Origin of the sequence: Megalodesulfovibrio gigas DSM 1382 = ATCC 19364 (assembly GCF_000468495.1) — a bacterium.
Lineage (GTDB): Bacteria > Desulfobacterota > Desulfovibrionia > Desulfovibrionales > Desulfovibrionaceae > Megalodesulfovibrio > Megalodesulfovibrio gigas.
Genome location: NC_022444.1, coordinates 1,718,484 through 1,732,940 on the forward strand (window position 1 = coordinate 1,718,484; position 14,457 = coordinate 1,732,940).

The 14,457-nt window shown below is 65.2% G+C and carries 13 protein-coding genes; 6 read left to right on the top strand and 7 right to left on the bottom strand.

Annotation, left to right across the window (positions count from 1 at the left end; genetic code table 11):
• Positions 1 to 92: 92 nt before the first annotated feature.
• Both pabB and DGI_RS07510 read right to left on the bottom strand, forming a co-directional pair.
• Positions 93 to 1,916, bottom strand: coding sequence for an aminodeoxychorismate synthase component I (pabB, locus tag DGI_RS07505; RefSeq protein ID WP_144284144.1), 1,824 nt, complete (start codon positions 1,914 to 1,916; stop codon positions 93 to 95).
• On the bottom strand, positions 1,913 to 2,869 hold the full coding sequence (locus tag DGI_RS07510) for a TraB/GumN family protein (protein WP_027193348.1): 957 nt from the start codon (positions 2,867 to 2,869) through the stop codon (positions 1,913 to 1,915). Before DGI_RS07510 ends, pabB begins: the two co-directional genes overlap by 4 nt.
• Positions 2,870 to 3,052: 183 nt before the next feature.
• Between DGI_RS07510 and DGI_RS07515 the strand changes: the two genes are divergently transcribed.
• Together DGI_RS07515 and DGI_RS07520 are read left to right on the top strand one after the other, a co-directional pair.
• Positions 3,053 to 4,717, top strand: coding sequence for a methyl-accepting chemotaxis protein (locus DGI_RS07515; RefSeq protein WP_021760277.1), 1,665 nt, complete (start codon positions 3,053 to 3,055; stop codon positions 4,715 to 4,717).
• 19 nt (positions 4,718 to 4,736) lie between these two features.
• A complete protein-coding gene (locus tag DGI_RS07520) occupies positions 4,737 to 5,507 on the top strand; it encodes a substrate-binding periplasmic protein (RefSeq protein WP_051349736.1) in 771 nt (256 codons plus the stop codon).
• Between the two features lie 204 nt (positions 5,508 to 5,711).
• Here DGI_RS07520 and DGI_RS07525 read toward each other — a convergent pair whose 3' ends face one another.
• The 4 genes from DGI_RS07525 to nth all read right to left on the bottom strand — a co-directional run bounded on the left by DGI_RS07525 (position 5,712) and on the right by nth (position 8,827).
• Positions 5,712 to 6,173, bottom strand: a complete 462-nt coding sequence (locus tag DGI_RS07525; RefSeq protein ID WP_021760279.1) for a cyclic nucleotide-binding domain-containing protein — start codon at positions 6,171 to 6,173, stop codon at positions 5,712 to 5,714.
• Between the two features lie 181 nt (positions 6,174 to 6,354).
• The gene (locus tag DGI_RS07530) at positions 6,355 to 6,798 is read right to left on the bottom strand and encodes a Fur family transcriptional regulator (protein WP_407656292.1); all 444 of its coding nucleotides are present in this window, start codon (positions 6,796 to 6,798) and stop codon (positions 6,355 to 6,357) included.
• Between the two features lie 98 nt (positions 6,799 to 6,896).
• Entirely contained in the window at positions 6,897 to 7,883 is a 987-nt protein-coding gene (locus tag DGI_RS07535) for a chemotaxis protein (protein WP_021760281.1), read from the bottom strand.
• A gap of 293 nt (positions 7,884 to 8,176) precedes the next feature.
• Entirely contained in the window at positions 8,177 to 8,827 is a 651-nt protein-coding gene (gene nth, locus DGI_RS07540; RefSeq protein ID WP_021760282.1) for an endonuclease III, read from the bottom strand.
• Positions 8,828 to 8,950: 123 nt separating this feature from the next.
• Between nth and DGI_RS07545 the strand changes: the two genes are divergently transcribed.
• From DGI_RS07545 to DGI_RS07555, 3 genes are read left to right on the top strand one after another with little or no spacing between them, the layout of a single operon-like run.
• Positions 8,951 to 9,238: a hypothetical protein gene (locus tag DGI_RS07545; RefSeq protein ID WP_027193352.1), complete on the top strand. Its 288-nt coding sequence runs from the start codon at positions 8,951 to 8,953 to the stop codon at positions 9,236 to 9,238.
• Between the two features lie 9 nt (positions 9,239 to 9,247).
• Entirely contained in the window at positions 9,248 to 9,577 is a 330-nt protein-coding gene (gene cutA, locus DGI_RS07550; RefSeq protein WP_021760284.1) for a divalent-cation tolerance protein CutA, read from the top strand.
• Positions 9,578 to 9,610: 33 nt separating this feature from the next.
• Positions 9,611 to 10,546, top strand: a complete 936-nt coding sequence (locus DGI_RS07555; RefSeq protein ID WP_021760285.1) for a carbohydrate kinase family protein — start codon at positions 9,611 to 9,613, stop codon at positions 10,544 to 10,546.
• A gap of 182 nt (positions 10,547 to 10,728) precedes the next feature.
• Here DGI_RS07555 and DGI_RS07560 read toward each other — a convergent pair whose 3' ends face one another.
• On the bottom strand, positions 10,729 to 12,246 hold the full coding sequence (locus tag DGI_RS07560) for a carboxypeptidase M32 (protein ID WP_021760286.1): 1,518 nt from the start codon (positions 12,244 to 12,246) through the stop codon (positions 10,729 to 10,731).
• Between the two features lie 244 nt (positions 12,247 to 12,490).
• On the opposite strand from DGI_RS07560, the gene asnB reads away from it, so the two are divergent.
• Positions 12,491 to 14,422, top strand: coding sequence for an asparagine synthase (glutamine-hydrolyzing) (gene asnB, locus DGI_RS07565; protein WP_021760289.1), 1,932 nt, complete (start codon positions 12,491 to 12,493; stop codon positions 14,420 to 14,422).
• Positions 14,423 to 14,457: the final 35 nt, after the last annotated feature.

Consider the following 14,457-nt stretch of genomic DNA (forward strand, 5'->3'; position numbering starts at 1 on the left):
GTCTTAAAGGGGTAGAGCCTTGCGCCAAGAGTTGTCAAGCCTCCTGACCCGCCTTTTGGGATTGATTGTGCAGTCAATGGCCCGTGCAGGCCTCAGCACAGTCGCCCGCGTTGCCAGCGCCGCACGGCGTTGATGCGCCATACGGCGTCTGCGGCATGCAGATCCTCAATCGTAAGAATCGCTTCCCGAATGACGCCCCGTTCCAGCAGCCGCTGGCGGTACACGCCGGGCAACAGCCCGCAGGCTGCCGCCGGGGTGAGCAGCCGGCTATTTTTTTTGAGCACCAGATTGCCGAAGCCGCATTCCGTCAGCTCGCCGCGGGTGTTCCAGAGGATGACGTCATCCGCATGGACCTGCTCACGTCGGGCCGTCTCCAGGGCCGCGGCATAGGGCTCGCGGCGGGTGGTCTTGTGTTGCAGGCGGAAGTCTTGGGCCTCGACGGGCTCCCGGGCCAGGGCCAGACGCAGGGGGATGCGCGTCGGCAGGGGCAGCGGTTGGGATTCGATGCGGAAGGCGCCGTCGGCATCCGCCAGCAGGCGCAGCTTGTGCCGCCCTGCCGGAGTGGCCCGGGCCGTGGCGAGCAGGGCGGCGCGGACGGCGTCCCCGTCGAACCGGAATCCCAGGGCCGCGGCAGAGGCGGTGCAGCGGGCCAGGTGGTGTTCCAGAAACGGGATGCACCCGCGTTGCAGCAGCAGGCTTTCCAGCAGGGAGAAGGCCGCAGGCTCGGCGAATCGCAGTTTGAGCCGGCATTCGGCGTATTCGCCGTCGGGGACGGAATCCCAGGTGATGCCCCCGCCCACGGAGCAGACCGCGCGGCCGTCCCGGACCGTGAGCGTCCGGATGGGCACGCTGCAGATGATTTCCCCTCCGGGTTTGATGAGTCCGATGGCCCCGCAGTACACCCCGCGCGGGTGCGGCTCCAGGGCGTGGATGGCCTGCATGGCCGCGAGCTTGGGCGCGCCGGTGACGGAGCCGCAGGGGAACAGGGCCGCCAGGATGTCCGGCAGCCGCGTGCCGGGCCTGAGGGTGGCCGTCACGTCCGAAACCATCTGCAGCACCGTGGGATAGCGTTCCACACGGCAGCAGCGCGTGGCAGCCACGGTGCCGGGCTGGGCGAGGCGGCCGAGGTCGTTGCGCAGGAGATCCACGATCATGATATTTTCGGCCCGCTCCTTGGGCGAGGCAACCAGGGCCCCGGCCAGGGCGGCATCCTCCGCCGGGGTGCGGCCGCGGGGGGCCGTGCCTTTCATGGGGCGGGTGAGGATGCGGTCGCCGTCGGGGTGGGGGAGGCGATGGAAGAAGAGTTCCGGCGAGCAGGACAGGATCTGCGTCTCGCCCAGATCCACAAACGCGCCGTAGCCCGGCTGCTGAGCCTGGAGCAGGGCGCGGTGCCAGGCCAGGGGATCCCCCCCGGTCAGGCAGACGCAGGGCATGGTGTAGTTGACTTGATAGACCTCCCCGGTCCGCAGCAGTTCCCGAATGCGGGCGAAGTGCGCGCGGTAGGCGGCGGCGTCCACCAGCGGCTGCCAGGGACTGTGGGCCGGCGGCACAGGGGAGGACGTGGCCGGAGGTGGCGGCGCCGCGGCCGGCGCATTGAAGACTGCGGCCCAGGCCAGGGGCAGGGGCGCGATGGCCGCCGGCGGGTGCACAGCCATGCGCGGCTCAAAGGCCGGGGCAGCCTCGTAGGCCAGGACAAACACGCTCCAGGCCCCGGCCAGGGCGGCGGCCTCTGCCTTGGCCAGCAGGGGGACCACCTCTTCCAGCCGCCGGGCCTCCCACTGGGCGACGGGTCCGGCAAAGGCGGCGGACCAGTCCGGCGTTGCCGCCTTCCCGGCAGTTTCGGCAGTCGGGGCGGTCGGGGCGGTCGGGGCGGTCGGGGCGCTGGTCAGCAGCACACGCAGGGGCGGGCGGCTCACGGTGCGAGATGCAAGAACGCCGTGCGGGCCGGAGAGCTGTTGCCCGGGGCCATGGCCGGCACCTGGGTGCACTGCAGGCCCCGCTGCTGCAGGAAGTGGAGGATGGAGCGCTCGCCCACCAGATGCCCTGCGCCCACCACCACGAAGACCTTTTCCCCACGATCCAGGAACCGCGCAATGCCGTTGGCCATGGCTTCGTTGCGGCGGTCGAAGAGGATTTCATAGAAAGGTTCCAGCATGGGTTGCGTGTGCCGATCCTCGAAGGTCAGACGGGCCAATTCCGCGGCATCACCGCGTTTCCAGGCATCCAGGGTGGCGCGGGTGTAGATCGCCACGTCATCCATTTCTTCCAGGGCCTGCATGAGCACGGCCTCCTGCACGGCCGGGGAGAGGTCCTGATCCATGGTCAGCTGGAATTCCAGGGTCTCCAGTTCGTGGATGGGCATGCCCGCGGCCCGGGCGCGGCGCAGGAAGTGCTCGTCCACGCCGTAATTGGTGGAGTAGCCCAGGGCGTCCATGCGCTGGTTGGTGAGGACGGCCATCAGGCCCAGGGGCTTGAGGACCATCAGGCGCGAGGGCAGGTCCTGGGCGTGCAGAAAGGCCGTCACACGGGCGGCGCCTTCCGGAGACAGGACGTCGGCGAGGGTCTGTCCGTCGGGCAGTCTGGTGAAGGCGTCCATCTGGGGGGCTACCCTGGCGAGCTTGTCCGGGGAGACGTCCACCTCCACGGCCAGGGCCTTGGCGTCCAGGAAGGCGCGGTTCACGGCCGGGTCCACGGGATACAGGGTGGCGTCGGCCATGTGCAGACTGCCGAGCAGGTGCAGGATGGCCTCGCCCTTGCGGATCTCCCACATGAACGTGGCGGCCGGCTGGGCTGCTGCCGGGGCGACCAGAACAAGCAGCAGGCACAGCAGGGGCAGGATTCTGGCGATGAAGGCGCGAGCAAGGCGCATGCGGACATCCTTTTGCTGGGAAAATATGGTGATTGTCTCCAATAGGTAGGGAGATGCACCAACATGTCATGTTTCCGTCGTCAGTTCTTCACGTCAGACAGGGATACGTGTGCAGCATACGCAGGGACGCGGCCGGGGGCAATGCCGGCCGGCGTGGTCGCGGCGTATTAAGGAGAACTCTTCGTGCTTAAGAACACATCTATCGGCCTCGCGGTCACGGTCTTGCTGGTGGGAACCCTCTCCCTCTTTCTGGGGGGGATCGGCGCGGCGAACTACTCGTTCAGCAAACAGGGGAAACAACGCGCCCTGGAAGAGATGGGTGGGCAGATCGCCTCGCGCCTGTCCCTCACCATGGTCAGCGCCTTGTGGAACCTGGAGAAGAAGCAGGGCGAAGAGGTGATCGCCAGCGAGATGCTGGCCCGGGATGTGGCCGCCATTGTGGTGACCGAGGGAACGGGCGAGCGTGTGTTCGCCGGCATGGGCCGCAACAGGGACTGGGGAGTTGTGCCCCTGGCCGACCTGGAGACTGCCAAGCAGGCCGGCGCGCTTGTTTTTGTCAAGCCCGTGCTCAAGGGAGACAAGCAGATAGGCACGGCCCACGTGCTGCTGACGGTCGAGTTTCTGCAGCAGGAGTTGCAGGAGCTGCTGGTGATGACCGTGGCCGCGGTGCTGGCTGCGGATGTGATCATCGTGCTGGCCTTGCTGCTGGCCCTCAGGCAGATGCTGCTCACCCCGTTGGCGCGTCTGGAAAAATATGCCGTCACTGTGGGATCGGGATCGTTGACCTGTGAGGAGCCGGCGGGGCGCTACATGGGCGAGCTGCTGCGGCTTAAAAAGGCCCTGGCTGCCATGGTCTGCAACCTGGGAGAAACCATCCAGCAGGTGCAGGCCAAGGAACAGGAAGCCATGGCCTTGGCCCGCAATGCCGAAGAAGCCCGCGCCCTGGCCGAGGAAGCCCGCGAGCAGGCCATCGCCTCCCGCCGCGAGGGCATGATGGAAGCTGCCGGCATTCTGGAGGAGGCCGTGGCCCAGCTGGCCATTTCTTCCCAGCAGTTGGCCGGGCAGGTGGAACAGGTTTCCCATGGAACGCGGGATCAGCGCGCCAAGATTTCCGAAACCCTCACCGCCATGGCGGAGATGACCGCCACCGTGCTTGAGGTGGCCAAAAACGCCCAGGAGGCCGCTGTCCAGTCGGGGCACAGCCAGGAACAGGCCGCCGAGGGGGACCGCATTGTGGAACAGGCGGGCGCGGCAGTCACCGAACTGGAGCAGAAGGTTTCTGCCCTTCGCGAAAACATGGACCGCCTGGGCCACCGGGCGGCGGACATCGGCGGCGTGATCACCGTGATCCAGGACATCGCCGACCAGACCAACCTCCTGGCCCTGAATGCCGCCATTGAAGCCGCCAGGGCAGGCGACGCAGGCCGAGGGTTCGCCGTGGTGGCCGACGAGGTGCGCAAGCTGGCGGAAAAGACCATGCACGCCACCAAGGAAGTCTCTGGCTCCATCACCTCCATTCAGCAGGAAACGCGCGCCAGTCTGCAGGTGACCGAAGGCGTGGGCGTCACGGTGCTGCAGGTCACTTCCCAGACAGCCCAGGCCCGCGCCTCCCTGGGGTCCATCGTCCAGCTGGCCCAGGCGTCGGCCGGACAAATCCAGTCCATCGCCTCGGCCTCGGAGCAGCAATCCGCCGCCTCGGACGAGATCCAGCAGGCCGTGGAGGCAATCAACACCGTGGCCGAAGACACGGCTGCGAAGATGGATGTGGCCCATAACGCGCTGGCAGACCTGGCAGCCCTGGCCCAGGAGCTCGACGCCCTCACCCAGCAACTCAAAAGCGCCAACTGATTCGCAAGGAGCACCGCGCATGCTGACGTCCCATCTGTTCCGCCGAGCCCTGCTGTTCGTGCTGTTGTTTGCCTGCTTTCCCCCGGCCGTGCACGGGCAGCCGCAGCAATTCGTGGTCGGCGTGGAAACCATCGACTACTATCCCATCTATGCCGGCGATACCGGCGAATACCGGGGCTATGCCCGCGAGCTGCTGGATGCCTTTGCCAGCAAAAAGGGCTATGTGTTCAGGTACGAACCCTTGCCCGTGAAGCGGCTGTTCCAGGCGTTTCTTACGGACCAAGTGCTGGATTTCAAATTTCCGGACAACGCCTATTGGAGCGCGGAGATGCGCCAGGGCGTGCAGGTGACGTACAGCGAGCCGGCGGTGGAATACATCGACGGGGTGATGGTCAGTCCTGCACGCAAGGGCATGCCGGCCGAGTCGATGAAGATGCTGGGCATCATCGCGGGCTTCACCCCCTTTGAGTACCTGGACCGCATCAAGGCCGGCGCTGTGACCCTGGACGAAAGCACCGAATACGCGGCCATGTTGCAAAAGGCCATCATGGGCCGGGTGGACGGCGCCTATTCCAGCGTGGCTGTGGCCAACTACCAGCTGCGCGATGTGCTCAAGCAGCCGGAGGCCCTGGCATTTGATGCAAGCCTGCCCCACACCCGTTCCGGGTATCGACTCTCCACCATCAAGCATCCGGCCATCATCGCGGAGTTCAACGCCTTCCTCGCAGAGGAGCCTGCCCTGGTGCAGCAGCTCAAGGACAAGTACCAGGCCGAAGTCGGCGTGCGCTAGAGCATTTTAATTTTGAAAAAGGACATTGCGAGAGAGGAAACCTNCTTGAATCACAATAAAAAATCTTTGGAAAGGGGGTTCGGGGGAGCACCGTTCTGAAGAAAGGTGCTCCCTGGCGTGGCGTCCTGCGTTGGCAATAAAACAACACACGCCCCGGCTGCATTGGCGGCCGGGGCGTGTTGCGTGCGTGATAAAACGGCGGTCCTATTCTCGCGTGTACACCAGCTTGCCCGTGGTCATGCGCAGGCGCTGGCTGATCATCCGGGCGATGTTCCTGAGCATTTTCATGCCGATGGCCGGATGCGTGGCGGCGATGTGTTCAAAGCTCTCCCGGGAAAGCACCAGCATGTTCACATCGTCGCGGGCAATGGCCGAGGCGGAGCGGGGTTCTTCGTCGATGAAGGCCATTTCGCCAAAGTGGGTGCGCGGACTCAGGGTGACGACGATTTTTTCCAGGCAGTCGTGACTTTCCTTGATGATGTCCACCCGGCCTTTGGTGATGAAGGCCATGTAGCGTTCCTTGTCGCCTTGGCGGAAGATTTCTTCCCCCTTGGAGTAGGCATGCATGGACAGGTATTTGGCGATGATTTCCACTTCCTGCCTGGCAAAGTCCTTGCCCCATTTGGTTTCATCAAACAGATTGGCGATTTCGGCGGTGGTTTTCACAGGCGGAACTCGCAGCGTTGCAGGTGCGCGCAGGACAGGAGAGACGGCGTACCGGCTCTCGATGCGTGGCCGCAGGATAACAGGCTGCCGGAAATACGCAAGTCCTCAGCCCCGCAGGCGTCAGAATCGGCGGTGCGCCCTGCGCATGGCCCAGGCGGTGCGGCAGGACGCCGGGGCGAAATCAGCCCTTGCGGCATTCCTCGCACAGGCCATAGAGGTACATGCGGTGCGAGGTCAGGGAGAACCCGTGCCGGGCGGCCAGCTCTTCCTGCAAGGCCTCGATGCGCGGGTCCACCACTTCCATATTTTTGCCGCAGCGCTCGCAGATCAAATGATCGTGGTGCTCTTCGCCGTAGGTGCTTTCGTAGCGGGTCAGGCCGTCGCCAAAGTGTACTTCCTTGGCCAGTCCGGAACCGGAGAGCAGCTTGAGGGTGCGGTACACCGTGGCCTGGCCGATATGCGGATCGCGCTTCTTGACCTGTTCATACAGCTCTTCGGAGGCCATGTGGCCGCGATAGCGCAGAAACACGTCCAGGATGCACATGCGCTGGGGCGTGAGCTTGAGCTGATTTTTCGCCAAGTATTCCTGAAACACCTGGTGTGCGGGGTGCTGCTTGATGGGCATGCCTCAACTCTTGCAGTATGCTCCGGGTGGTTGTCAACATCCATCCATCGCGGCCGGGTCGCAATTGTTCGGTCAGGGGCGGGGCGTGCCCTCCCGTGTCAGGCCCGCAGGGACTGCATGTAGCGCCGGCCCAGGGCGCGGGTGCGTTCGGCCAGGGTCTTGATGTCCGGTTTGGAGATCTGGTCGTCCGCGCCCACCGCTTCCCCCTTGTGGCGGAGACTTTCGGTGATGAGGGAGGAGAACAGCAGCACGGGCGTCTGCTTGAGCACGGGATCGTCCTTGATGCGCCGGGTGAGGGAGTGGCCGTCCATTTCCGGCATCTCAATGTCGGAAATGATCACCTGCACGTATTCATGGATGGGCCGTTGCTGGTCTGTGGCGGTTTGTTTCCAGCTCAGGAGCTGCTCCCAGGCCTTGGCGCCGTCCACAGTGGCCGTGACCTCGAAGCCCAGCTTGGCCAGATTGGTGGCCATCATGTTGCGGATGGTGCCGGAATCGTCGGCGATGAGCACCTTGAAGAAGCCGGGATCTTCCTGGGGCTGCCCGGGGGACGGGGGGGTGAAGTCCCCTGGATCCATTTCCTGCAGCGCCAGGGAGGGGCACAGCTCGCTGACAATTTTTTCCATGTCCAGGATGAACAGCACGCGGTCTTCCAGGTTGACCACGCCGGTGATGGATTCGCCGGAAAAATGCAGCATTTGCGCGCTCGGCGGCCGGATCTGCTCCCAGCTCAGGCGGTGGATGCGCGTGACGCCGCTGACGAGAAAGGCGTTGGTGACGCGGTTGAACTCCGTGACGATGACCTTCTCCGCCTCCACGCCGGCCTTGGACTTGCCCAGCCATTGGGACAGATCCACCAGGGGGATGATGCGCTCGCGCAGGTTGAAGGCCCCGAGCACCGAGGGGTGGGGCTGGTTGGGCATTTCCGTGATCTTGGGAACCCGGATGATCTCCAGCACCTTGGCTACGTTGATGCCGTAGTAGCCGGTGTACTTCTTGCCGTTGGGCAAGGTTTCGGTGAGATAGAACTCGACGATTTCCAGCTCATTGGTGCCGGATTCCAACAGGATATTGGTTTGGCTCATGGTTCCCCTCGAATGGCCTGGCCGTGTGATTGCCCAAATACGTGCGCCCCGGCTCCCCCTGATTTCGCCGACTTGCGGCGCTGCCGCGTGCAGCGCACGAAAAAAGGGCATGCCGCGAGCAGATGAGTACTCGCCGCATGACCGTTGCATAGCAGGGATTCTGCAATAAATCTACTGCAATGATGTGACGTTTGCCTGGGTCTGCCCTGAAAATGCGGCCCCGGGAAAACCCTTGCTGCAGAGAGGGTGGTTCCCCCGCACGAATCTTGCCGGGAAGGCGTCCCGGCGTGCCCTCATTTCTCCGCCACGTCGCGCCTGGGGCAGTGCGACGCCACCGGGCAGGCCCTGCAGCGTGGCGCGCGGGCGGTGCAGACCTCGCGACCGAAGAGCACCAGCCAGTGGTTGGCCCGGCCCCAGTCTGCCTGGGGGATGCAGGCCATGAGATCGCGTTCTATCTTCAGCACATCCTTGGAGTGCGTCAGCTCCATGCGCCAGGCCAGGCGTTTGACGTGGGTGTCCACGGCCACGCCGGCCTGAATGCCGAAGGCGTTGGCCAGGACGATGTTGGCCGTCTTGCGGGCCACGCCGGGCAGTTCCAGCAGTGCCGGCATGGATTGCGGCACCTGGCCGGCATACCGTCGCACCAGCAGTTGCGCCGTTGCCACCAGGTGCTTGGCCTTGTTGCGAAAAAATCCCGTGGAGTGAATCAGTTCCTCCACCTCGGCCACGTCTGCCGCGGCCACGGCGGCCACGTCGGGAAAACGGGCGAACAGGCCGGGCGTCACCTTGTTCACGCGGTCGTCGGTGCATTGGGCAGAAAGCACCGTGGCCACCAGCAGTTCCCAGGGGGTGCGCCAGTGGAGCATGGTTTCCGGCGCAGGGTAGCGCGCGGCCAGGGTGGCGAGGATTGAGGCGATGCGGCGTGATGCGGCAGTGTCGGGCATGGGCGGGGTCCTTCGGTTGCACACGGCGGGATACGATCCGGGGCAGACAGTCCCTGAAAAATGCCGTATAGGCAAGCCAGGATTATCCTCCCGGACTCTTCCGGTCTCATCAAGGAGCGACTTATGCGGCGAGTGATTCCCTTTGTCGTGTTGTTGTTGGCGCTGTTGCTGTACGCCATGTCCCTGCATGCCTCGAACCAAGACGCCGCCGGCCTTGCCGCCGCCAAGTGTGTCGCCTGCCACGATTCCCGGCGCATCTGCTTCCGCATCGGCAAGCAGGAGGCCGCCTTCTGGCAGCAGACCGTGGCGCGCATGCGCGCGGCCGGCGCGAAGATCGACGAATCCCAGGCCGCGGCCATCGCGGGGTGGCTGGCCAGTCCGCCGGCCGACGCCAAGCCCCTGTGCCCATAGGGAGTTGCCATGGACGCAAGACTGCTCTACATCACCGCTCCAAACATGGACGAAGCCCGCTCCCTGGGGCGCCGTCTGCTGGAGCGCCGGCTGTGCGCCTGCGTGAACATGCTTCCGGGCATGCACGCCATGTATTGGTGGCAGGACGCCATTGAGGAAAGCGAAGAGGTGGTGCTGCTGTGCAAAACCACCATGGGCAAGGTGCAGTCCTGCATCGACGCCGTCCGGGAACTGCACAGCTACGATATCCCCTGCGTGGTGGCCCTGCCCATCCTCGCCGGCAATCCGGACTTTCTGCAGTGGATCGAGGACGAAACCACGCCGCCGGCCATGGCCTGATCCAACCCTTCAACCGAATCGGAGTGTTCCCGCATGCGCATCTACGTTTCCGGCTCCCTGGCCTATGACCGGATCATGAGCTTTCCCGGTCGCTTTGCCGACCACATCCTCCCGGACAAGCTGCATATTCTGAATGTCTGCTTCCTGGTGGACGGGCTTGCGGAAAAGTTCGGCGGCACGGCCGGCAACATCGCGTACAACCTGGTGCTGCTGGGCAAGTCGCCCCTCATCCTCTCTGCCGCGGGCAAGGATTTTGGCGCATACGAGACCCACCTGCGCAAGCTCGGCCTTTCCCTGGAGGGCATCCGCCACGTGGATGAGGAATTCACCGCCGGCGCGTACATCACCACGGACCGGGACGACAACCAGATCACCGGCTTCAACCCCGGCGCCATGCGGCAGCCTTGCACGTACGAAATCGGTCACAGCCAGACCGGCGGGGCCATGGCCATCATCGGGCCCGGCAACCTGCAGGACATGACCACCCTGCCGGAGCGGTTCAATGCCCTGAACATCCCGTATATTTTTGATCCGGGCCAGCAGATCCCGGCCCTGACAGGCGACCAGCTCAGGAAGTGCATCGCCGGCGCGCACATCTTTATCTCCAATGATTACGAGATGGAAATGGTGTGCAAGTCCACGGGATTGACCAAGGCGGAAGTCACCGACCTGCCCAATATCTGCATCACCACCCTGGGCGAAAAGGGCTCCGTGTGCCGCAACGGCCAGGGGCTGCAGGAAATCGACGCCGTGCCCGTCAAGGAAGTCAAGGATCCCACCGGCGCGGGCGACGCCTATCGCGCCGGCCTCCTCTGCGGTCTGGTGGACGGCATGGAGCTGGCCGCCGCCTGCCGCATGGGGGCCAGGGCCGCGGCGTTTTGCGTGGAACAGCACGGCACCCAGGAACATCGCTTCACCCTGGATGAGTTCTGGTCCCGCTATCCCCTGCACCTGGGGGACCCCCGCTAGAGCATTTTACTTTTGAAAGGAGTTCTCGGGGGAAAACTTTTCTCAAGAAAGGTTCTTCCNAAAAGGTTTCCCCTCTCGCTATATCCTTTTTCAATATTAAAATGCTCTAGGGGCTTGTTGGAATTGATTTTTTCGGAGGGAACCCCTTTCTGTAGAAAGGGGTTCCCTCCGAAAAAACACCCTCAAATACCATGCACGTCCTGGTGGCGGCGGGCCAGGTGCTCCAGGAGGAATCGCGGCGAGGGTTCCTGCCCGGTGGCCTGGCGGATGAGTTCCTGCGGCATGTAGCGCATGCCGTGGCAGTGGACCCGTTCCCGCAGCCAGGTGAGCAGGGGGGAGAACTCCCCGGCAGCCATGCGGGCGTCCATGGCGTGTTCGCCGCCCAGGTCGGCCGTGGCGGCGGCGTAGAGCTGGGCCGCGTACATCGTCCCCAGGGCATAGGTGGGGAAGTAGCCGATGGCTCCGGCGGGCCAGTGCATGTCCTGCATCACACCGTTGGCGGGGCAGTCCGGCCGGATGCCCAGCAGCGCTTCCATGCCGGCGTCCCAGGCCTCGGGCAAGTCCTTGACCTCCAGGCGACCATCCATCAGCGCCGTTTCCAGGCGGAAACGCAGAATCACGTGCAGGCAATAGGTCACCTCGTCGGCCTCGGTGCGGATGAGGCTGGGGGAGACCATGTTCACGCTGCGCCAGAGCTTGTCCGGGGTCAGGCCGCTCAGACAGGGCAGGGAGTCCTTGGCCAGGGGAGTCAGCCAGCGGCAAAAGCCCAGGCTGCGGCCCACCATGTTTTCCCACAGCCGGGACTGCGACTCGTGCACGCCCAGGGAGATGTAGCTGCCCAGGGGCGTGCCCCAGTGGGCTTCGGGCAGGCCGATCATGTACAGGGAGTGCCCGGCCTCGTGCAGCACGCCATACAAGGATTCCAGGAAGTTGGATTCGCAATGCCGGGTGGTGATGCGGTGGTCCCGCGGACCGGGAGCACAGGAGAAGGGATGGGCGGACACGTCCAGCCGTCCGGACTCGAACGAGAAGCCCAACGCCTCGCACAGGTTGCGGTTAAGCTGCTGCTGGGCCGGCACGGGATAGGCGCCTTGCAGCGGCCGTTCCGACATGCGGCGCGGGCTGCCGAGGATGGCGTCCAGGATGGGCCGCAGGCCGGCGGCCAGGGCATCAAAGAGCGGCTCCAGCCGGGCGGTGGTTTCGCCGGGCTCGAATTCGTCCAGCAGCACGTCGTACAGGGGCTGCCCGGAGTCGGCCAGGCAGGCGGCTTCTTCCTTCTTGAGGCGGACGACTTCCTCCAGCAGGGGTTGCAGCACCGGCCAGGCATTGGCCGGCCGGGCCTCCTGCCAGACCATCTCGGCCTTGGAAGTGGCGATGACCTTGGCCCGCACCAGATCCAGCGGCACCCTGACGGCGCGGTGATACTCCCGGCGCCAGTGGAACACGGCAGCTTCGTCTTCGGGGGAAAGGTCCGCGGCGGTCTCCAACTGCGTCAGCCGTTCGCCACGGGCAGGATCCTGCAGCCGACTTTGCACCAGACCCATCAGGGCGGCCACCTGTTCGCCGCGCCAGTCGTGCCCGGCAGGGGCGAGCATGGTGCGCTGGTCCCAGGCCAGAAGCTCCAGGGCGCTGTAAAACCGGGCGGTTTCCCGGCTGTGTTCGTACAGCCATTGCAAGGCGCTGGCGGAATCTGCGGGCATGACGTCTCGCTTGGTTTGGGGATAAACTTTTTGGGACTGTACCAGGGGGGGCGTGGTGGGGCAACCGCATCGGACAGGAGGGGATTGGCGGGACGCGGCGTGTCTTTCCCCCTGCCCTGGGCAGACACGGGCAGACACGGGCAGATACGGGTGCCGGGATGCTGGTGGCGCATGCTTGCTCATCGCGGGCAGATTCAGTAGGACAGGCCATCCCTCATCCTGCTTCCCGAAGGATCGTGCCATCGTGTGCGGCATTGCCGGTTTCGTCCTGCTCCAGGACGCTCCCCCCGTGACTGATCATCAGGCCCGCGATGTGCTGGCCGCCATGGCCGGGCGCATCGCCCACCGCGGTCCCGACGGCCGCGGCCATCATGTGGGCCTGCCGGCCGCCTTTGCCCATTGCCGGCTGGCCATCATCGACCTCTCCACCGGCGCGCAGCCCATGGCCGCCGAGGACGGCGCGGCCGTGGTGACCTTCAACGGCGAGATCTACAACTATCAGGAAGTTCGCCGCGAGCTACAGGCCCTGGGCCGGACCTTCCAGACCCGTTCGGATACGGAAGTCCTGTTGCAGGCCTATCTGGAATGGGGCGTGGCCTGCCTGGACCGGCTGGAGGGCATGTTCGCCTTTGCCCTGTGGGATGTCCGCCGCCGCACGCTCTTTGCCGCGCGGGACCGCTTTGGCAAGAAGCCGTTTTTTTATACGATCCAGCAGGGCGTGTTCGCCTTCGCCTCGGAGCTTTCGGCCCTGGAGGCCGTGCCCTGGGCGGCGTTCTCCATCCGGGCCTCCACCCTGGCCCGCTTTTTGGCCTACGAGTATGTGCCCACGCCCGAAAGCATCTACGCCGAGGCGCGCAAACTGCCGCCGGCGCAGTATCTGGAGCTGCACGAGGACGGCACGCTGCTTGTGGAACGCTACTGGGAGACGCCCATGCCCCGGCCCGAGGGGAGCAAGGGCTTTGGCCGGGCGGACGAGCCGGCCCTGTGCGAGGAGTTGCGCCGGCTGCTGACCCAGGCCGTCCGACGCCGGCTCATCGCCGATGTGCCCGTGGGCGTGTTCCTGTCCGGCGGGGTGGATTCGTCCTCCGTGGCGGCCATGGCCGGCCAGCTGGCGCCGGGCATCAAGACCTTTTCCATCGGCTTCACCGAGGCCAGCTACGACGAATCCGCCTATGCCGGCCGGGTGGCCGCGCAGTTGGGGACGGATCACCAGCTGGAACTGCTTTCGGCGGATGCCTGCGCCGACCTGCTGCCCGAGGTGGTGTCCCGGTTCGACGAGCCCATGGCCGACCCCTCCATCGTGCCCACGTACCTGCTGTCCCAGATCACCCGGCGACAGGTCACCGTGGCCCTGGGCGGCGATGGCCCCGATGAACTGTTGGCCGGGTATGAATACTATCCCGGCTTCAAGGCCACGCAGTATTGGGAGCGGCTGCCGGCATGGCTGCGCCGGGCAGCCGTGGCGGCGAGCGGTCTGCTGCCGGGCTCTGCCGGGTACGTGAACCCGCGCCATGTGGCCCAGACCTTTCTGGCCGCCGCCGAGGCCCCGGCCTGGCTGCGCACCCAGCGCATGCTCACGGCCCTGACCCCTGAGGCCCAGCGGGCCTTGTGGAAATCGCCGGGGGACATGCTGGAGCCGACGCGCCTCTTTGCGTCCACAAAGCGCCTGTGGGAGGCCCTCCCGGACTGGCCGCCCATGGCCCGGGTGTTTCACCTCTTTGCCCGACAGTACATGCTGGATTATATCCTGGTGAAGGTGGACCGCTGCACCATGCTCCACGGGCTGGAGGCGCGCGCGCCGTTTCTGGATCGGGATCTGGCCGAATTCTGCTTCCGGCTGCCGGTGTCCATGAAGCTGCGGGGCGCCACGCGCAAGTATCTGCTCAAGGAGGCCATGGCCGGCCTCCTGCCGCAGGACATCCTGCATCGTCCCAAGCGCGGCTTCCTTATTCCCACGGCGGCCTGGCTGCGCGGTCGCCTGCGGCCCCTGGTGGATGACCTGCTGCACGAACGCCGCCTGCGCGAGCAGGGGCTCTTTCATCCCGCCGCGGTGCGTCGTCTGGTGGAGGAGCATGCCAGCGGCAAAAAGGATCATCGCAAGGGATTGTGGACCATGCTGGTGCTCCAGCTCTGGCTGGCCGGCAAGCCTGCGGTGCGCATTGATCCGGAGCGCTAGGGCGTTGTGTTTTTGAAAAGAACTGTCGGGGGAAA

Coding starts and splice junctions, on each gene's coding strand:
- DGI_RS07510 (WP_027193348.1), bottom strand. CDS start 2,869: ATGCGCCTTGCTCGCGCCTTCATCGCCAGAATCCTGCCCCTGCTGTGC.
- DGI_RS07520 (WP_051349736.1), top strand. CDS start 4,737: ATGCTGACGTCCCATCTGTTCCGCCGAGCCCTGCTGTTCGTGCTGTTG.
- DGI_RS07530 (WP_407656292.1), bottom strand. CDS start 6,798: ATGCCCATCAAGCAGCACCCCGCACACCAGGTGTTTCAGGAATACTTG.
- DGI_RS07535 (WP_021760281.1), bottom strand. CDS start 7,883: ATGAGCCAAACCAATATCCTGTTGGAATCCGGCACCAATGAGCTGGAA.
- nth (WP_021760282.1), bottom strand. CDS start 8,827: ATGCCCGACACTGCCGCATCACGCCGCATCGCCTCAATCCTCGCCACC.
- DGI_RS07545 (WP_027193352.1), top strand. CDS start 8,951: ATGCGGCGAGTGATTCCCTTTGTCGTGTTGTTGTTGGCGCTGTTGCTG.
- cutA (WP_021760284.1), top strand. CDS start 9,248: ATGGACGCAAGACTGCTCTACATCACCGCTCCAAACATGGACGAAGCC.
- DGI_RS07555 (WP_021760285.1), top strand. CDS start 9,611: ATGCGCATCTACGTTTCCGGCTCCCTGGCCTATGACCGGATCATGAGC.
- DGI_RS07560 (WP_021760286.1), bottom strand. CDS start 12,246: ATGCCCGCAGATTCCGCCAGCGCCTTGCAATGGCTGTACGAACACAGC.